This is a genomic window from Mesorhizobium sp. M0772, from assembly GCF_040320135.1.
Taxonomy (GTDB): domain Bacteria; phylum Pseudomonadota; class Alphaproteobacteria; order Rhizobiales; family Rhizobiaceae; genus Mesorhizobium.
In genome coordinates this window covers 129,304-147,423 of the sequence record NZ_JAMYPB010000010.1, presented here as the reverse complement: position 1 = coordinate 147,423, position 18,120 = coordinate 129,304, and the positions used below count along the sequence as shown (strand labels likewise).

Genomic DNA, 18,120 nt, shown 5'->3' with positions numbered 1-18,120 from the left:
GACCTATGAAAAGGAAATTCCCATGACCAGATATTTCGTCAGCGCCGCCGGCGCCCTCGTCCTTATGGCGGGCATCGGCACCTCGTTTGCCGAGGACGTTATTGTTCTCAAGCCCGAACAACAGACGGTCATTCGCGAATATATCCATAAGCAGAAGCTGGCCTCAGTCAGTTTGCTCGGCGTCGAACTCAATGTCGGCACGGCACTTCCAGACACTGTCGAGCTCCACGCAATCGACGTTCCGGATGTCCGCTACAAGTATACGGTTGTCGGAGATCATGCGGTTCTCGTCGATCCCGACACGCGCAAGGTCGTGCAGATCATCGAATAACGCGCGACCCCGCCGCGCCGGGCGGGCGCGGCGGGCTGTGGCTGCCCTGTGAAAGTCTACGGGCAGCCTTTTCTCAACGGGAGGATGTCTGATGTTTAGCGACAAGGAAACTTGGGTCCTGGAAGCTGCCTTACTCGCGGCAATTCCAATTTGCGTAGCCGTCACCGCACTCGTGGCATTTTTGACCGCGGCCTGGATATGAATCGCTTCCTGTTTGTGATGGGCGACTTTCTATCCCGGCCACCGGGCTTCTATGTCCTTCTTGTAGCCATGCTGCTCTGTACTGCATTGGTGCCATTCGGCCTGACCAATGTGGTCACCTACGCATTGTCGGTAGCGGCCATCGTGATCACCGGCGTTGTGCTGATCCAGGGTTACCGCGACACGGCCGCCATTCACGCCAAGCTTGATGAGATTATCGTTTCGCTGAATGAGACCAGAAACGATGTCGTCGGCTTGGAGCATGCCGAGCCGGAGGAGACTCGGGAGAAGCTCCAGACACTCGAAGAAGAAGCAATGAAAGCGGTTCGCCCGCCGCATTGACCCTCCGCTGGACTATCTGTCATCCATCAACAAAAAAGCCCGGAAAACCGAGCTTTTTTGCTTCGCGTCTAAATCATTTCGGACTTATCCGAAACGGGAATTTGGTGCCCAGAAGAGGACTCGAACCTCCACTCCTTGCGGAACACGGACCTGAACCGTGCGCGTCTACCAATTCCGCCATCTGGGCTGGTGCGGGCTCATGTAAGCGGGCAAACGATATGTGTCAACGCGCTTTTTCGAGGGCCGCAGCCTGCCGGCTTAGTTTCCCGGGGGTCAACGCCGCCCCTCACCTGCCTGCCGGCATCCTCTCCCCGCACAGTGACGGGGAGAGGGGCGCTCTCATCGATGATCTTCGCCGGTCACCTGCGTCACAAGAAGAGCGCCGAGGCTGGCAATGAGGGGCAGCGCCGACTCGGCGAATGAGTTGGCCGAAAACCTCACCCCTCCAGCACGTCCTTCGACGCCACAGTGGAATCGGCGTTGAGCTTGTAGATCACCGGCACGCCGGTGCCGAGCTCGAGCTTGACGATCTCCTCGCCGCTCTTGCCGTCCAGCGCCATGATCAGTGCGCGCAGCGAATTGCCATGCGCGGCGACCAGCACGGTGCCACCCTTCAGCACATGCGACTGCATGTCGTGAAGATAATAGGGCCAGACGCGGGCGCCGGTGTCCTTCAGGCTTTCGCCGCCGGGCGGCGGCACGTCGTAGGAGCGGCGCCAGATGTGCACCTGCTCTTCGCCCCACTTCTGACGCGCGTCGTCCTTGTTGAGACCGGAGAGGTCGCCGTAGTCGCGCTCGTTCAGCGCCTGGTCGCGGATCGTCTTCAAATCGCTCTGGCCGACCGCGTCGAGAATGTGCTGGCAGGTCTTCTGCGCCCGGATCAGCGCCGAGGTGAAGGCAATGTCGAATTTCAAGCCGCGTGCCTTGAGCTTCTGGCCGGCTTCCTTGGCCTCCTTGTGGCCCTGCTCGGTAAGGTCGACATCGCGCCAGCCGGTGAACAGGTTCTTCAGGTTCCATTCGCTCTGGCCGTGGCGCACGAGCACGAGAGTTCCCGACATGTTTGCTCCTTCAAAATTATGGATAGTTTAGCTCAAGCCGAGCACGTCCCGCATGGAATAAAGTCCGGGCTTTTTACCGCGCGCCCAGAGCGCGGCCTTGACCGCGCCGCGGGCAAAGATGGCGCGGTCCTCGGCATGGTGCGACAGCGTGATGCGCTCGCCGGTCCCGGCCAGGATGACGCTGTGGTCGCCGACCACCGAGCCACCGCGCAAGCTGGCAAAGCCGATCGTTCCTGGCTTGCGCACGCCGGTATGGCCGTCGCGTGACCGCACATCGTTGCCGGCAAGGGAAATGCCGCGTCCCGCCGCCGCCGCTTCGCCGAGCAGCAAGGCGGTGCCCGAGGGCGCGTCGACCTTGTGCTTGTGATGCATTTCGAGGATCTCGATGTCGAAATCCTCTGGACCGAGCGCGCGCGCGGCCTGCTCGACCAGCACCGCCAGAAGATTGACGCCGAGGCTCATATTGCCGGATTTGACGATCGTCGCGTGGCGCGCCGCGGCCTCGATCCTGGCGTCGTCTTCCGCCGAGCAGCCGGTGGTGCCGATGACATGGGCAATGCGTGCCTGCGCGGCATAGCCTGCGAATTCGACGGTGGCTGCCGGCATGGTGAAATCGAGCACGCCGTCGGCCTTGGCGAACACCGGCAGCGGATCGTCGCCGATCGTCACATTGATGGTGCCGATGCCGGCAAGCTCGCCCACATCCCTGCCGAGATAAGGCGATCCGGTTCGTTCGACCGCGCCGACGACGCGGGCGCCGGGGATCGAATGGATGGCGCGGATCAGCGTCTGGCCCATGCGGCCGGCCGCCCCCACCACCACCAGGCCCATTTCGCTGGATTCGCTCATGCTGTTCTCCCCACCGCCTTCTTGGCGCGGCTGCGCCGGACCGGAGTTTGGACGGGCTTCGAGTCGTCGACAAGCCCCAGTCCGTTCTTGCCTTGAATGCGGTGGAAGCGGGCGTAGACACTGTTTGGATCGGCCATCAGTGCGGCATGGGTGCCTTCCTCGACCAGGCGCCCCTCTTCAAGCACGATAATGTGGTCGGCGTTGACGACCGTCGACAGGCGATGCGCTATCACGATGGTGGTGCGCCCTTCCATCACATGGGTCAGCGCCTCCTGGACGCGCGCCTCGGCCTCGTTGTCGAGCGCCGAGGTCGCTTCGTCGAGCAAAAGGATCGGCGCGTTGCGCACGATCGCCCGCGCAATCGAGACGCGCTGGCGCTGGCCGCCGGAAAGTGTCGAGCCGCCCTCGCCGACGGGCGTGTCGTAGCCCTGCGGCTGCTGACGGATGAACTCGTCGGCCGCCGCCAGCACCGCCGCCCGCTCGATCTCGGCGTCGGTCGCCGAAAGTCGGCCAAAACGGATGTTGTCGCGTATGCTGCCTTCGAACAGATAGGGCGCCTGCGAGACATAGGCGATCGAGCCGCGCAGCGAGTGCTTGGTGACTTTGGAAATGTCCTGGCCATCGATCTCGATCGAACCCTTGTCGACATCGTAGAAGCGCTGCAGCAGCGCCACGAGCGTCGTCTTGCCGGCACCCGAGGCCCCGACCACCGCCGTAACCTTGCCGGCCGCGGCGGTGAAACTCAGGTTCCTGATCACCGGCATGTCGGCGCTGTAGCCGAACGTCACATTGTCGAAGCGAACCTCGCCGGTGGTGATCCTGGCTTCGACCGCGTCGGGCGCATCGCCCTGTTTAGGCTCCAGGTCGAGCAGCTCGTAAATCATCCGGGCGTTGACCAGGGCACGTTCCATACCGACCTGCGTACGAGCCAGGCGCCGTGCCGGATCGTAGGCCATGATCAGCGCGGTGATGAAGGAAAACACCGCGCCTGGTGGTTGTCCGAGCACCAGCGCCCGGTAGCCGGAATAGGCAAGGACGGAGGTAATGGCGAGACCGCCCAAAATCTCGGAAATCGGCGACAGCCGCTCCGCGACCCGGGCGATCTTGTTGTTACGTTGCTCGGCCGTATCGGCCATGATGCCGATCCGGCGCGCCAGCTCGGCTTCCAGGGTGAAGGCCTTGACGATGGCGATGCCTTGCGTGGCCTCCTGTACGGACCCGTTCAGCCGCGAGTTGATCAGCACCGATTCCCGGTTGATGCGCCGCAATCGGCGGGTGATGTAGACGACGGCCCAGATCAGCGGCGGCCCGATCAGCAGCGAGCTGAGCGACAACACCGGATCCTGGTAGATCATGACGCCGACGAGGGCGATCAGCGAGACCGCGTCGCGGCTGATGGAGGTCAGCGTCAGCGACAGCAGATCGCGAACGCCGCCGACATTCTCGTTGACCTGTGCCGCCAGCCGACCGGAACGCGTATCGTTGAAGAAGTCGACGCCGAGCTTCATCAGGTGGTCGAAGCTGCGCTTCTGGTAGCGGGCGACCAGATTGTTGCCGATCTTGGCCAACGCGACCGCCTGGCCGTAACCGGCGAAGCCGCGCAGCACGGAGGCGGCCATGAACCCGGCGCAGATCCAGACGATCATGTCGCCGCGTCGTTCGTAGAAGATCTCGTTGATCATCGGGGCCATGATCCACGCCGTGAAGGCGGTGGTGGCGGAAACAATCAGCAGGCAGCCGACGGCAACGACATAGGTCCAGCGATATTCACTACCGTTTTCGGCCAGGATGCGGCGCAGCACCGCAGTGACCTCAGCTGGCTGGACTTTCAGTTTGAGTGGACTTTGAGCGGTCAAATCGCGGGCGCTTCGTGGTTTGCTAGAGCATGATGCCGAGAAGTGTGAAGCGGTTTTCGGACGACATCATGCTCTATCTCTTTGATTTAGAGCCGGATGATTTCAGGTCGATTCGATCTGAAATCAACCGGCATCTAGGGATGCCAGGCTGGAATTCGGCCCCCTCTTAGCGCCCCGGCTACGGCTTGCCTATGGCGAAACTTCGTCGCGGCTCGAGGTCAGGGTCACGAAAGCGGCAGCCATTTCCAGGAACAGACCCATGTTCGGGACGAAATGGATTACGTGCGCCAGCGCCGCCCCGCGGTCTGGACGCCGAACAGCGACGGGTTGCGGGCATAGGCGGCAAGGCCCAGAAGCGCTGCCAGCGGGTGGATGATGACATAGACCGGCATCGAGGCCATCAGCGCGCTGTGCGGCGCTTTGTCCTCGAAGGCGGCACGGAAACTGCCTTCCTTCAGTGCCGGAACGATCTTTTGCGCGATGCCGCCGGTCAAAAACACGCCGCCGCGGCTCATGAACACCAGCGCGAGGTCGCCGGCGGTGCGGCCGAGGCAGGTGACGAACAGCGCCAGCGCTTCCTCGGCAACCGGGTCGGTCTTGGCCAGCGCCGCCCCGGTGATTTCGGCCGGCGTGGTGAACGGCGCCGGCTTGCCGTCGGCCTTGGCGACCGCCCGGTAGACATTGACCAGACCGCGCCCGCACAGGATCTGCTCGCCCGAAATGCGGCCGTCCAGCTTTTCGATATGCGGGAACACCTCGAAATCGCGCGGCGTCCGCGGACCGATATCCATATGGCCGCCTTCGCCAGGCACCGGTATCCAGTGGTGGAGGGCATGAACCAACCCGGCGACGCCGAGGCCGGTGCCGGGGCCGAGCACGACGCGTCCGGCATTCTCCTCCGGCGTGCCGCCGCCGATCTTTTCCATATGCTCTTCGCCGAGCGCCACGACGGCCAGCGCCTGCGCCTCGAAATCGTTGAGCACGACGATGTCGCCCAGGCCCAGATTGGCAAACATCTGCTTCGGCTTCACCACCCAGGGACAGTTGGTAAGCGGGATCTCGTCGCCATCGACTGGTCCGGCGATCGCCAGCACTGCCGAATTCGGCCGGATGGACGACCGGTCGAGCACCGCCGCCTGGATCGCCTCGTCTATGGTGGCGAAATTGGCGGTTTGCACGATATGCGGCTCACCGGCTTCCGAATTTGCGTCGAGCACGATCGAAAAGCGCGCATTGGTGCCGCCGATGTCGCCGATCAGCACTGGAAACCGCAACGCGGTGTCGTCGTCGCCTGACATGCTCTTGCTCGTCCCCTTTGCGGCGCCGTTGCGACCGTTTCAATCGCCCGGTTTTTCAATCGCCCGGTGTTCAATCGCCCGGTGTTCAATCGATTGACTAGCGCATGGCCCCGGAAAGGGAAAGCGTCAGTTCGCCATCACTGTCCGACGTTTGCCGGCGGCCGTCGCCTTGGCAGGGGAATGCCGATCTCCGGCGTGGCGGTGAAGGCGTTGGCTGCGTTTGGCAAGCCGCCCGCATTGCCCGCAATAGGCGGAGGCGCGTCGGGTTCCGGCGCCCTGGCGGCGATCGGCACGCCGCCGCCGCGATAGGTGACGGCTTCGGCCGAGTCCGCGTCGGGCTGGTCAAGCACGAACTGGCATTGTTTCGGCAGGTTCGCCATCGTCATCAGGTCGCGCGCCTTGGGCGCATCCGGGTTCTTGTTGGGGCGCCACGGCTCCTCGGTAAACCACCAGGCCAGCGGCTTGCCGCAGCCGTCATCGTCGGGCGTCGCTTCCTGTCCCTTGCAGTTGGGCGAACCCGGCTGGCAGCCGATGCGGATGTGGAAATGATAGTCATGGCCCCAGAACGGCCGGATTTTTCTCAGCCAGGTACGGTCGCCGGTGACGGTGTCGCACAGCTTCTTCTTGATGCCTGGATTGACCAGGATGCGCTCGACTTCCGGATAGCTCGCGGCGCGCTTCAACAGCTTGGTATGTATCGGCTTCCACAGCCTGTCCTTCACCAGATGCGTCTTGTCGTCGACCATCAGCGTGGCGCTGATGTTTTCGCGCTCCTGGGTCGTAAGCTTGCGGTCGGGCATCGGCGTCAGCCAGATGTCGGCGTCGAGGCCGATCTGGTGCGAGGCGTGCCCGGTCAGCATCGGGCCGCCGCGCGGCTGCGAAATGTCGCCGATCAGAAGCCCCGGCCAGCCGTCGGCGGCGGCATCGCGCGACAGCTTCTCGATCAGCGCAATCATCGTTGGATGACCCCAGCGCCGGTTGCGCGAGGGACGCATCACCTCCCAGTTCTGGCCGTCCATCGGAATGGCGACGCCGCCGGTGAAGCAGCCCTTTGAATAGAAGCCGAAGGATTGCGCCGCAGCCACCGCCGGCAGCTTCTTGGCGCCGAACAGGTCTTTTGCCCGTGGCTCGGCCGTGATTGCGCCCGCCACCAGCCCGGCCAGCGCCACGATCGCCAGCGCCGCCGTCAGGAACGGCCGTCTGCCGGTCAAGGATCGCATCGAAATCGTCATGAACCCCACTGCAAAAGTCCGCAACACAATCGAATCATATCACCCTCGGGCTCGCGTTTCGATTATCTACCTTCATCGGGCTGCGCGGCTCGCCGTCGCGCCAGCTGCCGTCGGCCCACATCCGATCGAACGCCTGGCGGTAGTCCGGATAGCGGAACCGGTAGCCCGCTGCCTTGATCGCGGCGTTGGCGACGCGCTTGTTCTCGCCATAGAAGGACCGCGCCATGGGCGAAAGTTGGGCGGTCTCGAAAGGAATCTCCGGCGGCGGCTCGACGCCCATCAGCGAAGCGGCATAGGTGACGACATCCTGCGGCGGCGCCGGCTCGTCATCGGTGACGTTGAAAATGCCGCCTCTATTGCCACCGATGAGGTGCCAGAGCGCACCGGCGATGTCGTCGCAATGGATGCGGTTGAACACCTGGTCGGGCTTGACCAGCCGCCTGGCCGTGCCGTTTTCCAGATTGACCAGCGCGTTGCGTCCCGGCCCATAAATGCCGGAAAGCCGCAGGATCGCCACCGGCTTGCCGGTCTCGAGGCCAAGCTGCAGCCAGTCCCGCTCGGCCGCCACTCGCATCGACGAGCGTTTCGACACCGGCCGGCACTCGGCCGTTTCATCGACCCAGGCGCCGTCATAATTGCCATAGACGCCGACGGTCGAGAGATAGCCGATCCAGCGAAGCGCCGGCATCGCCTCGATCGCCTTTCGCGCGGCGAGAAGCACAGGGTCGCCGGCCTCCTCCGGTGCCACGGAGACGATGAGATGGGGGGTCTTTTCCAGCGCATCGCCGATTTCAGGGGTCAGGGCGCCGTCGAACAGCAGCGGCGCGATGCCGACCTGCCGCAGCGCGTCGAATTTTTCCGATGAGCGCGTGGTGCCGAAGATCGTAATCGCCTCCGCATTGGCCCGTGCAAAGGCTTTGCCCGAATAGCCGGCGCCGAAGATAAAAACCTGTTTTTCGCTCATGCATGCGCCTCGATTGGCAATGCGGACAGCCATTCGTCCTGCACTGTAGTGTCGGTTTCGGTTTTCAAGTAGATCGCCGCCTGCCCGTTGAATTCGGCGGCCGTCACCAGCCGCGCCAGCGCCCAGATCGCCGCGCCGCGCACCAGCGGCGAGGCATCGCCAAGCAGATCGCGCACCGGGCCGGCCAGCGAAACATCGCCGGAATTGCCGGCGGCGGTCAGCACATTGCGGACAAAGCGGTCGCGGCCGATGCGCTTGATCGGCGAGCCGGAGAAAAAGGTCCGGAACGCCGTGTCGTCCAGCTGCAACAGTTCCGCCAGCGGCGGTTCGCGCAGTTCATCGCGCGCGGCGAGCTTGGCCTCCGAGGCGGCGCGGGCGAACTTGTTCCACGGGCAGGCGGCGAGACAATCGTCGCAGCCATAGATGCGGTTGCCGATCTTTTCGCGGAATTCTTGCGGGATCGGCCCCTTGTTCTCGATGGTCAGGTAGGAGATGCAGCGCCTGGCATCGAGCCGATAGGGCGCCGGAAAGGCATCGGTCGGGCAGGCGTCGAGACAGGCGCGGCAGGAACCGCAATGGTCTACCTCGGTCGAATCTGGCGTGAGCTCCGCCGTGGTGAAGATGGTGCCGAGAAACAGCCAGGAGCCGTGCTCGCGGCTGACCAGATTGGTGTGCTTGCCTTGCCAGCCGAGCCCGGCGGCCTCAGCCAGCGGCTTTTCCATCACGGGCGCCGTATCGACGAAAACCTTCACGTCGCCGCCGGCCCGCGCGACGATCTTGCCGGCGATCTCCTTCAGCCGGCCCTTCATCACCTCGTGATAGTCGCGGTTTTGCGCATAGACCGAGATCGCGCCGAGATCGCGCCTTGCCTGCAGCGCACGCGGATCGTGGTCGGGGCCGTAATTCATTGCCAGCACGATGATCGAGCGCACCTCGGGCCACAGCGTCGAAGGCTCGCTGCGGCGTTGAAGCGTCTCCGCAATCCACGCCATCGAACCGTGAAAACCATCGGCGACGAATTCTGCCAATCTGGCAGGCGCCAGCGGGATCGCGTCAGGCGTGGTGACGGCAACCGCATCGAAGCCGGCGCGCCGCGCCTCGGCGTCGATCAGCGCGCGCAGGGTTTGGCTTCTAGAAGTCGAGGTCCGCATAATGCGAAACCGGCGACAGGCCGCGAACCCGGTCGGAGAGCAGCGGCCGGAACGACGGCCGCGATTTCACCCGCGTGTACCATTCGCGCGCCGCGGCATGCTCGCGCCAATCGATCTCGCCGAGATAATCCAGCACCGACAGCGTCGCCGCTGCCGCCAGGTCGGCATAGGTGACCTTGCTGCCGGCCAGCCAATGACGGGTGCCGGCCAGCCAGTTGGTGTACTTCATGTGCTGGCGAATGTTGGCGCGCGCCGCGCGGATCGCCGCCGAATCGGGGGAACCGCCGCCCGCCGTTTCCGGCATCACCGGCTTCAGCACGCGCTCGCGCACCAGATGCCGGGTCACTTCGCTCTCGGCCTTGTTGAGATACCAGTCGGTCAGGCGGCGGATTTCGGCGCGCTGCATCGGGTCTTCCGCAAACAGGCGCTTGTCGCGCTTCAGGACACCACGTGTTTCGTCGAGATATTCAGCGATCACCATGGCGCCGACGATCGGCACGTCGCCTTCGGCCAGCAGGATAGGCAAGGTGCCGGCGGGGTTCAGCGCCAAAAACTCCTTGCGCCGCGTCCACGGTTTTTCCTCGATCAGCGCCAGCTCCTCGCCATATTCGCCGAAGGCGAGGCGCACGAAGCGGCAGGTGGCGAACATCGGGTGATGGAAAAGCGTCAGCATGATTCCGCGATATTAAGGCGCACTGGCGAATCGCCGTCCGCACCGGTAAGTCTTGGCGGCCCGTCATGCGGCCGTCACGGTGCTGCGACCTATAGGGGGACTTCCGCGCCGTGACAAGCAAGCCCTTTTGCCAGCCGTTTCCTTCCGTCCCTTGAATGCCGAGGTTGCCATGGATAGCCACACCATCGTCGAAGCCCTGCTGCTCGGCCTGCTGGAGGGGCTGACCGAGTTCATCCCGGTCTCCTCGACCGGCCATATCCTGCTCGCCGGCCATTTCCTCGGCTTCCATTCCACCGGCAAGGCGTTCGAGATCCTGATCCAGCTCGGCGCCATCCTGGCGATCCTCAGCGTCTATTTCCGCCGTCTGTGGCAGATGCTGCTCGACCTGCCGCATGATCGGCTGACGCGGCATTTCGTCATCGGCATCCTGATTGCCTTCCTGCCGGCCGCCATCATCGGCGCGCTGGCGCATGATTTCATCAAGACGGTGCTGTTCGAATCGCCAAGGCTGATCTGCATCATGCTGATCATCGGCGGCGTCGTGCTCTTGGTCGTCGACCGCATGAAGCTGCAGCCGGTCTACCGTGACGTCGAGCGCTTCCCGACAAGGCTTTACCTGCAGATCGGCCTGTTCCAGTGCCTGTCGCTGATCCCCGGCACGTCGCGCTCCGGCTCGACCATCGTCGGCGCGCTGCTGCTGGGCGTCGACAAGCGCGCGGCGGCGGAATTCTCCTTCTTCCTCGCCATCCCGACCATGGTCGGCGCCTTCGCCTTCGATCTGTTCAAGAACCGCAACGTGCTGAGCAGCGCCGACCTGCCGATCATCGCTATCGGCTTCATCGCCGCCTTCCTTACCGCGCTGATCGTCGTCCGCTTCCTGCTCGATTACGTCTCGCGCAACGGCTATTCGCTGTTCGGCTGGTGGCGCCTGGTGGTGGGAGCGGTTGGGTTGGTGGCGCTTTTCATTTGGGGGTGAGCTTTACCCTCCCCCTTGTGGGGGTCCGAAGGACGGGCGAGACAGGCGGCTCGCCCCGGTCAGTCGATCCGCAAAGCGGATCGGGGTGGGGGCGCCACGCCCCCGCCCCGTTTCGCCAACGACGCTTCGGGTCGCTTGCTCACCGACCCTCCCCACAAGGGGGAGGGTAAAGGCCGCTAACTCCTCCCAAAAAACGCGTTCTCGACATGCACCGGCCAGCGCCAGGGCAGCACCGCGATCATGTCGAAGCGCATCGACAATCTGCCGTAGTCCGGCTGCCGCGACAGCCAGATGTCGGCGGCGCCCTCGATGCGGCGCTCCGATTCGTGGCCGATCGCCTCCATCGCTTCCATCAGCGTGCGCCGCGCCTTGACCTCGACGAACAGCACCAGGTCGCCGCGCCTGGCGATCAGGTCGATCTCGCCGAAGCGGGTGCGATGCCGGCGGGCGAGGATGCGATAACCTTTCAGCATCAGCGCCGCTGCCGCCAGCCACTCGCCGCGATGGCCGCGCCGATAGGCTTTTTGGCGGCTGGCGGCCGGGCGCTCAGCCACCTTCGCCTTCTCCAACCGCATCCCTGAGTTCCAGCAGCCGCCGGTAAAGCGCCTGCTTCTGCCCGCCGGTCATCTTCGCCGCCTCCGCCGCCGCCTTGGACGCCGGCATTTCGGCGGCCAGCGACAGCAGCAGCCTGTCGATGTCGGCGGGTTGGTCGGCCTTGATCTCGGCGGGCCCGACGCAGATGACGATTTCGCCCTTCGGCGTATCGGCCGCCGCATAATGATCGGCCAGCGCCTGCAGCGTTCCCGTCCGCATCTCTTCGAAAGTCTTGGTCAGCTCGCGGCCGATGGCGGCCTTGCGCGCGCCGCCCAACGCCTCGACCATGGCGACCAGCGTTTCGGCCAGCCGGCGTGGCGACTCGAAGAAGATCAGCGTTGCCGGCACCGCCCTGAACGTTTCCAGCTTTGTCATCCGCTGCCCTGATTTCACCGGCAGAAACCCGGCAAACAGGAAGGCGTCGGACGGCAGGCCCGACGCCGTCAGCGCCGCCAGCGGCGCCGATGGGCCGGGGATCGGCACCACGCGCAGGCCGCGCTCCAGCGCTTCGCCGACCAGCCGGTAGCCTGGGTCGGAGATCAGCGGCGTGCCGGCATCCGAAATCAGCGCCACGCTCTGCCCGGCCTCGAGTGCCGCGATCAGCTTCGGCCCGGCCTCGCCGGCGTTGTGCTCGTGATAAGCGGTGGTGCGCCGCCGGATGCCGTAGCGATCGAGCAGCACGCGCGAGACGCGAGTGTCCTCGCAGGCGACGATGTCGGCGGCGACCAGCGTCTCCAGCGCGCGCAGCGTGATGTCGGAGAGGTTGCCGATCGGCGTCGCCACCAGATACAGCGCCGGCGCCACCGACCGGACCGCGATCTCGGTCTGCCCGATCACATAGCTGCGCTTCTCGCCGGTCACCGGGGTCTCTCCATTTCGCCCTGTTTGGCACGGCGCGCGCCGGGTTGCAAAATCCCGAACGTCGAGCCAAACCTGACGCCGATGTAACCCGGCGGCCATGTCTTTGCCACAGTGGGGAACGAAAGCGTGGCTGGCGGATTGAATACCTGAGTCTCTTGAGGAGGAGGACAGGATGGACAGCCTGGAATTGCAGGACGTTTTCGAGCCCTATTATGCCGAGCGCAAGCGCTTCACGGCGCGAAAGGGCAAGCGTGCGCTCGCCGAAAGCGACACCGGCCTGGCCAGTCGGGCGGCCACCGCCTTGCCGACGAATGTCAGGCTTTCGGACAACAAACCGGACAGCACGACGGAGCACTGACCGTACGATGCCCAATCGTTTCGATATCTTCATCACCCGTCTTGAAACGAAGAGCGCCCGCGAAGGCGCGCCGCCGCATCCGATGAACGACCAGAACAGCGTCCGCCGGGACAAGAGCGACGCCAAGCCGGCCCGGACCGGAGAGGCGCATGCCGAGAAACACCGCGGCAAGCGCCGCTTCAAGCACGACGCTTAGTTTGTCGATCGGTGCAACATCGTCATCCTAGGGCGAAGCAAGGAGCGAAGTGACGCGGCGCAGACCCTATGATCCATTCCGTGACCTCTGCCGAAGGATGCAGCGGCGCAGAATTCTGAACCGCTGCAGCGCCTTAACCTCGCGGCATGAATCCTCGGGCGAAGCCCGAGGATGGCGAACGCGGGCGTGGAACGCCCCAACCACATCAGTCAGCCCAGGTATCGCGTCACCCTCACCTCCAGCAATCGCACCAGCTCCGGATCCATGAATCCGTAATCATCCGGGATGTCGAGGCAGATGACGCGGGCCTTCTTCAGGCTCTCCTTGAATTTCTTCTGCAGCTTGGTGCGGTGCGCCTTTTCCATCACGAAGACGATGTCGGCCCAGGCGACCAGCTCATGCGTCAGCGGCGTGTGGGCGTCGTGGTTGGTGCCGGCCGACGCGACCTCGATATCCCTACGTTTGGAGAACACCTGCTCGGCGGTCGGGCTGCGCAAGCGGTTCTGGCTGCAGACGAACAGCACGTTCTTCATCGCGATCTACCGCGCCAAATCCGCCACCACGGCATCGAGCACGATCATTCCGGCTGGCGTGGCGCGTAGCCTGGCATTGCCGATCGGCGCCACCAGCCCCTCATCCTGCAGCACGGTCAGCCGGGCGCTCGACAGGCCGCGCCCGGAAAACGCCTCGTAGCGGGAAAGGTCGATGCCTTCGGCCAACCTCAGCCCCATCAGCAGGAACTCGTCGGCTTCTTCGGAGCGCGTCAGGATCTCGCCGCCGGTGACGCCATGGCCCCTGGCCTCCACCAGATTGGCCCAGGTCTCCGGCATCCGCTCGGCGATCGTCACAACACGGTGGCCGTTCTCGATAAAGCGGCCATGCGCGCCCGGTCCGACGCCGACATATTCGCCATAGCGCCAATAGGTCAGATTGTGCCGGCTCTCGGCGCCCGGCCTGGCGTGGTTGGAAATCTCATAGGCCGGCAGGCCATGCGCCGCGGTGACCTCCTGAGTCAGCGCATAGAGATCGGCGGCCCGGTCATTATCGGGGATGATGAATTTCTTCGCCGCATGAAGGGCATGGAACGGCGTGCCTTCCTCGATGGTCAGCTGGTAGAGCGACAGATGGTCGGCGGCATGGCCGATCGCCTGTTCGAGCTCCGCCTGCCAGTCGTCCAGCGTCTGGCCGGGGCGGGCGTAGATCAGGTCGAAGGAAAGTCTTGGGAATATGTCCCGTGCCAGGCCAATTGCATGCAGCGCCTCGTCGACATTGTGCAGCCGGCCGAGGAAGCGCAGATCCTTGTCGTTCAGCGCCTGCACGCCGAGCGAGACGCGGTTGACGCCGGCGGCTCGGTAGCCGCGAAAGCGCTCGGCCTCGACCGAGGATGGATTGGCCTCCAGCGTCACCTCGATGCCGTCGGGCACCGTCCAGTTCTTCGCCACGGCGTCCAGCACCGCCGCCACCGTCTGCGGCTGCATCAGCGACGGTGTGCCGCCGCCGAGAAAGATGCTGGTCACCTCGCGCGCCCCGGTCCGCTCGCGCATCGTCTTCAGCTCGGTCTCGAAGGCGCGGGCAAAGCGCTCCTGGTCGACCGGCTGGTGACGGACATGGCTGTTGAAGTCGCAATACGGGCATTTGGCCGCGCAGAACGGCCAGTGGATGTAGACGCCGAAGCCCGGGCTGCGGTCCAGCGACATTAAGCTGAGCCTAACCTGGCGCGGGCGAATTTCTGGAAGGCGCGGGCGCGGTGCGACAGCGCCGTCGGCTGACTGGGCTTCCAGCCGTGTTTTTCCTCAGCGCTCATCTCGCCGAACGTCTTGTCGAAACCGTCGGGCAAAAACACCGGGTCGTAGCCGAAGCCGAGTTCGCCGCGCGGCGGCCACACCAGCGTTCCCTCAGCCTCGCCGCGATAATATTCAGCCTCGCCATTGGGGAAGGCCAGGCAGATGACGGCGACGAACCGCCCCTTGCGCTGCGCTGGCTCGGCGGCGCCGACCTCCTGCAAGGCCACTTCGGTGCGCTGCATGGCCATGCCGAAGTCGCGGCTGCCATCGGGAGCTTCGGCCCAATTGGCGGTGTAGACGCCGGGGGCGCCGTCGAGCGCGTCGACGCACAGGCCCGAATCGTCCGACAGCGCCGGCAGGCCGGTCGCCTTAGCCGCGGCGAAGGCCTTGATGTAGGCGTTTTCCTCGAAGGTGGTGCCGGTCTCCTCCGGTTCCGGCAGGCCGTAGTCCTTGGCCGACTTCGCCTCGAAGCCGAACGGACCCATCAAATCGGCGAATTCGCGCAGCTTGCCTTCATTGTGGCTGGCAACGACGATCTTCTTTCCATCGAGAGAATGCATCAAAGGCCCCAGATCCTTGGCTCGGCGAATTCGATCGAATTGCCCGAGGGGTCGCGTATGTAGATCGAGCGCCCGCCCTGCGGCCATTCGAATTCGCTTTCGATGGCGATGTTTTTCGCCTCAAGTCGCGCCTTCCACTGTGCGAGTTCATCCTCACTTGCGGCAAAGCAGAGATGGCCCTCGCCGACCGTGCCATGCGGCGGCACTTTCAGCCGCGCATCGGGCGCCGGCGGGATTTTGGTGGCTTCGGCGTTGAAGATGAGCAGCACGCCCGGGCCGCAGCGGAAGAAGAGATGGCGGCCGTCGACCTTGCCGAGGAGAGGGAGGCCGAGGACATCGGAGTAGAAGGTCTCGGCAGCGGCGAGATCCGTGACGTAAAGCGCTGACTCAAGAATAGCGGAGGGTTGCATCAGGCACCCCCCTCTGCCCTGCCGGGCATCTCCCCCGCAAGGGGGGAGATTGGCAGTTCCGCTGGCGGCGTCTCAACGTTGATGGTTGGCGAAAACGGCAGCGACCTCTTATCTCCCCCCTTGCGGGGGAGATGGCCGGCAGGCCAGAGGGGGGTGTGAAGGATCGCCGACGTCATCACGGTTAAATTCAATCAGGCCACAGCCATCTGCTGCAAGCTCACCAGCCGCTGAATGCCCTTCTTGGCCAACCCCATCAGCTCCGCGAACTGACCTTCCGAGAACGGCTCGCCCTCGGCGGTGCCCTGGATCTCGACGATGCCGCCCTTGCCGGTCATGACGAAATTGGCGTCGGTGCCGGCAGACGAATCCTCGATATAGTCGAGGTCGATGACCGGCTTGCCGTCGTGGATGCCGCAGGAAATTGCCGCGACATGGTCCTTCAGCACCTTGGCAACACTGGCCATCTGCCGCGCTTCCATCCAGCGCAGGCAATCGTAGAGCGCCACCCAGCCGCCGGTGATCGAGGCCGTGCGGGTGCCGCCATCGGCCTGGATGACGTCGCAGTCGACGGTGATCTGCTGTTCGCCCAGTGCCTGCAGGTCGACAACGGCGCGCAAGGAGCGGCCGATCAGCCGCTGGATTTCCAGCGTGCGGCCGCCTTGCTTGCCGGCCGAGGCTTCACGGCGCATGCGCTCGCCGGTCGAACGCGGCAGCATGCCGTATTCCGCCGTCACCCAGCCCTTGCCGGAATTGCGCATCCAGCCCGGCACCTTTTCCTCCAGGCTCGCCGTGCACAACACATGCGTGTCGCCGAATTTCACCAGGCACGAGCCTTCCGCGTGTTTGGAGACGCCGCGCTCGAAGGAGATGGCGCGCATTTCGTCGGCTTGGCGTTTGGAAGGGCGCATCGAGGCCTCTTTCTGTTCTTTTACGGTTGCGTCGGCGGCTTGTAGACGCATGCAGCCCATGGCGCAAAGGAAAAGGCCGGGCGATCTGGCACAGACGCCGGGTTGCGCGGGGGCGATGGAAGTCTATATCCTTGAGCCGGAGGTTTTTGGCTCGAATGACCAAGGCAGTCACCGAACCCAGTCTGCTGGCGCCCGCGCTGCAATCGCTCGACATGCGTTCGCGCGACATTTTCCGGCGCATCGTCGAATCCTATCTGAAGGACGGTGAGCCTGTGGGATCGCGCAGCCTGTCGCGCATCCTGCCGTCATCGCTGTCGCCGGCCACCATCCGCAACGTGATGAGCGACCTCGAGCATCTCGGCCTGATCTATGCCCCGCACATCTCGGCCGGGCGCCTGCCGACCCAGACCGGCCTGCGCTTCTTCGTCGATGCCTTCATGGAGCTTGGCGATCTCTCCGACGAGGAACGCCGGGTCATCGAGGCGCAGGTGCGCGCCTCCGGCTCGGGCGCGACGCTGGAACACATGCTGACCGAGGCCAGCCAGATGCTGTCGGGCATGTCGCGCGGCGCCGGCCTGGTGCTCGCCACCAAGAACGAGGTGGCGCTGAAGCACATCGAGTTCATCCAGCTCGAGCCGACCAAGGCGCTGGCGGTGATGGTGTCGCAGAATGGCGATGTCGAGAACCGCGTCGTCGACCTGCCGGCCGGCATCACCGTCTCGCAGCTGCACGAGGCCTCCAACTTCCTCAACGCCCATATCAGGGGCCGCACGCTCGCCGAGGCGCGCATCGAGATCGCCCGTATCAAGGACGAGACCCGGGCCGCGCTCGACACGCTGTCGCAGGACCTGGTCGAGAAAGGCCTGGCGGTGTGGGCCGGCGCCGATAGCGGCCTGCCGGCGCGCCTTATCGTGCGCGGCCGCGCCAATTTGCTCGAAAACGTCACCGCCCAGGCCGATATCGAATTGCTGCGCCACCTGTTCGAGGATCTGGAGACGCAGGACGGGCTTATCCAGCTGCTCGACCTCGCCGAGGACGGCCCCGGCGTGCGCATCTTCATCGGCTCGGAAAACAAGCTGTTCTCGCTCTCCGGCTCGTCGCTGGTCGTGGCGCCTTACCGCGACAAGGACGCCCGCGTCGTCGGCGCGCTCGGCGTCATCGGCCCGACCAGGCTGAATTATGCCCGCATCGTGCCTATGGTCGACTACACTGCGCAATTGATTACCCGGATGTTAAGATAATTCCGAAGCCGGGATCACCGTAAAGGAGGGCGCAGAATGGCGCTTGAATCGTTCAAGGCCCAGATCAGTATGCTGCTCGAGGAAATGGTCAACCAGCCGGAGGACGAGCACGAAATCCAGGAGCAGCTGCGCGAAAAACTGCGCGAAATGCGCGCCATGGGCTTGCCGCTGCCGGAAGATCTCGTCGCATTGGAAAAGCGTCTCGACGACGATCTGGACGTCGAAGAGGAAAGTTGAGCGCTTCTCGAATCTGCCCGCGCACGCTTCTCTTTTGCGG

General features: G+C 64.4%; 21 protein-coding genes, 1 tRNA gene and 1 pseudogene. 6 read left to right on the top strand and 17 right to left on the bottom strand.

Features of this window, described 5'->3' with window-relative positions; all coding sequences use genetic code 11:
- Positions 1–22: 22 nt before the first annotated feature.
- Both NKI06_RS09875 and NKI06_RS09870 read left to right on the top strand, forming a co-directional pair.
- Positions 23–331 (top strand): DUF1236 domain-containing protein, encoded by a 309-nt coding sequence (locus tag NKI06_RS09875; RefSeq protein WP_023681217.1) that lies wholly within the window; start codon positions 23–25, stop codon positions 329–331.
- A gap of 198 nt (positions 332–529) precedes the next feature.
- Positions 530–874 carry a low affinity iron permease family protein gene (locus NKI06_RS09870; RefSeq protein ID WP_352985075.1) on the top strand — a complete coding sequence of 115 codons (345 nt, stop codon included), beginning with the start codon at positions 530–532 and terminating at the stop codon, positions 872–874.
- A 102-nt stretch (positions 875–976) separates the two neighbouring features.
- Here NKI06_RS09870 and NKI06_RS09865 read toward each other — a convergent pair.
- The 9 genes from NKI06_RS09865 to NKI06_RS09825 all read right to left on the bottom strand — a co-directional run bounded on the left by NKI06_RS09865 (position 977) and on the right by NKI06_RS09825 (position 9,955).
- Positions 977–1,061 (bottom strand) — tRNA-Leu (locus tag NKI06_RS09865).
- A 250-nt stretch (positions 1,062–1,311) separates the two neighbouring features.
- Complete coding sequence (locus NKI06_RS09860) at positions 1,312–1,932, bottom strand: 2,3-bisphosphoglycerate-dependent phosphoglycerate mutase (protein WP_023672068.1); 621 nt, start codon at positions 1,930–1,932, stop codon at positions 1,312–1,314.
- A 27-nt stretch (positions 1,933–1,959) separates the two neighbouring features.
- Complete coding sequence (gene dapB / locus NKI06_RS09855) at positions 1,960–2,781, bottom strand: 4-hydroxy-tetrahydrodipicolinate reductase (RefSeq protein ID WP_352985073.1); 822 nt, start codon at positions 2,779–2,781, stop codon at positions 1,960–1,962.
- Positions 2,778–4,637, bottom strand: a complete 1,860-nt coding sequence (locus NKI06_RS09850; protein WP_023681221.1) for an ABC transporter ATP-binding protein — start codon at positions 4,635–4,637, stop codon at positions 2,778–2,780. Before NKI06_RS09850 ends, dapB begins: the two co-directional genes overlap by 4 nt.
- Before the next feature lie 278 nt (positions 4,638–4,915).
- Complete coding sequence (locus tag NKI06_RS09845; protein WP_023687565.1) at positions 4,916–5,935, bottom strand: glucokinase; 1,020 nt, start codon at positions 5,933–5,935, stop codon at positions 4,916–4,918.
- 137 nt (positions 5,936–6,072) lie between these two features.
- Entirely contained in the window at positions 6,073–7,155 is a 1,083-nt protein-coding gene (gene mepA, locus NKI06_RS09840; RefSeq protein ID WP_373420153.1) for a penicillin-insensitive murein endopeptidase, read from the bottom strand.
- Between the two features lie 46 nt (positions 7,156–7,201).
- Positions 7,202–8,131, bottom strand: coding sequence for an SDR family oxidoreductase (locus NKI06_RS09835; protein ID WP_352985071.1), 930 nt, complete (start codon positions 8,129–8,131; stop codon positions 7,202–7,204).
- The gene (gene queG, locus NKI06_RS09830; RefSeq protein ID WP_023728744.1) at positions 8,128–9,282 is read right to left on the bottom strand and encodes a tRNA epoxyqueuosine(34) reductase QueG; all 1,155 of its coding nucleotides are present in this window, start codon (positions 9,280–9,282) and stop codon (positions 8,128–8,130) included. The genes NKI06_RS09835 and queG overlap by 4 nt, the downstream gene beginning before the upstream one ends.
- The gene (locus tag NKI06_RS09825; protein WP_023672063.1) at positions 9,263–9,955 is read right to left on the bottom strand and encodes a glutathione S-transferase family protein; all 693 of its coding nucleotides are present in this window, start codon (positions 9,953–9,955) and stop codon (positions 9,263–9,265) included. The genes queG and NKI06_RS09825 overlap by 20 nt, the downstream gene beginning before the upstream one ends.
- Positions 9,956–10,124: 169 nt before the next feature.
- On the opposite strand from NKI06_RS09825, the gene NKI06_RS09820 reads away from it, so the two are divergent.
- On the top strand, positions 10,125–10,931 hold the full coding sequence (locus NKI06_RS09820; protein ID WP_023687560.1) for an undecaprenyl-diphosphate phosphatase: 807 nt from the start codon (positions 10,125–10,127) through the stop codon (positions 10,929–10,931).
- A 176-nt stretch (positions 10,932–11,107) separates the two neighbouring features.
- On the opposite strand, the gene NKI06_RS09815 is transcribed toward NKI06_RS09820, so the two are convergent.
- On the bottom strand, positions 11,108–11,485 hold the full coding sequence (locus tag NKI06_RS09815) for a YraN family protein (protein WP_023698068.1): 378 nt from the start codon (positions 11,483–11,485) through the stop codon (positions 11,108–11,110).
- Positions 11,478–12,386 (bottom strand): 16S rRNA (cytidine(1402)-2'-O)-methyltransferase, encoded by a 909-nt coding sequence (rsmI, locus tag NKI06_RS09810; protein ID WP_352985069.1) that lies wholly within the window; start codon positions 12,384–12,386, stop codon positions 11,478–11,480. Before rsmI ends, NKI06_RS09815 begins: the two co-directional genes overlap by 8 nt.
- A 172-nt stretch (positions 12,387–12,558) precedes the next feature.
- On the opposite strand from rsmI, the gene NKI06_RS09805 reads away from it, so the two are divergent.
- Complete coding sequence (locus NKI06_RS09805; protein WP_023687558.1) at positions 12,559–12,744, top strand: hypothetical protein; 186 nt, start codon at positions 12,559–12,561, stop codon at positions 12,742–12,744.
- 79 nt (positions 12,745–12,823) lie between these two features.
- Here NKI06_RS09805 and NKI06_RS09800 read toward each other — a convergent pair.
- The 6 genes and pseudogenes from NKI06_RS09800 to rph all read right to left on the bottom strand — a co-directional run.
- Positions 12,824–12,958: pseudogene (locus NKI06_RS09800) on the bottom strand (EamA family transporter); the annotation flags it as partial.
- A gap of 191 nt (positions 12,959–13,149) precedes the next feature.
- A complete protein-coding gene (locus NKI06_RS09795; protein ID WP_023702417.1) occupies positions 13,150–13,473 on the bottom strand; it encodes a low molecular weight protein tyrosine phosphatase family protein in 324 nt (107 codons plus the stop codon).
- A gap of 6 nt (positions 13,474–13,479) precedes the next feature.
- Positions 13,480–14,637, bottom strand: a complete 1,158-nt coding sequence (gene hemW, locus NKI06_RS09790) for a radical SAM family heme chaperone HemW (RefSeq protein WP_352985067.1) — start codon at positions 14,635–14,637, stop codon at positions 13,480–13,482.
- A complete protein-coding gene (rdgB, locus tag NKI06_RS09785) occupies positions 14,637–15,284 on the bottom strand; it encodes an RdgB/HAM1 family non-canonical purine NTP pyrophosphatase (protein ID WP_352985065.1) in 648 nt (215 codons plus the stop codon). Before rdgB ends, hemW begins: the two co-directional genes overlap by 1 nt.
- Entirely contained in the window at positions 15,284–15,694 is a 411-nt protein-coding gene (locus tag NKI06_RS09780; protein ID WP_352985063.1) for a VOC family protein, read from the bottom strand. The genes rdgB and NKI06_RS09780 overlap by 1 nt, the downstream gene beginning before the upstream one ends.
- 191 nt (positions 15,695–15,885) lie before the next feature.
- The gene (gene rph / locus NKI06_RS09775; protein WP_023710344.1) at positions 15,886–16,602 is read right to left on the bottom strand and encodes a ribonuclease PH; all 717 of its coding nucleotides are present in this window, start codon (positions 16,600–16,602) and stop codon (positions 15,886–15,888) included.
- Positions 16,603–16,757: 155 nt separating this feature from the next.
- On the opposite strand from rph, the gene hrcA reads away from it, so the two are divergent.
- Together hrcA and NKI06_RS09765 are read left to right on the top strand one after the other, a co-directional pair.
- Positions 16,758–17,843, top strand: a complete 1,086-nt coding sequence (hrcA, locus tag NKI06_RS09770; protein ID WP_023681233.1) for a heat-inducible transcriptional repressor HrcA — start codon at positions 16,758–16,760, stop codon at positions 17,841–17,843.
- Between the two features lie 36 nt (positions 17,844–17,879).
- Positions 17,880–18,080: a hypothetical protein gene (locus NKI06_RS09765; RefSeq protein WP_023672050.1), complete on the top strand. Its 201-nt coding sequence runs from the start codon at positions 17,880–17,882 to the stop codon at positions 18,078–18,080.
- Positions 18,081–18,120: the final 40 nt, after the last annotated feature.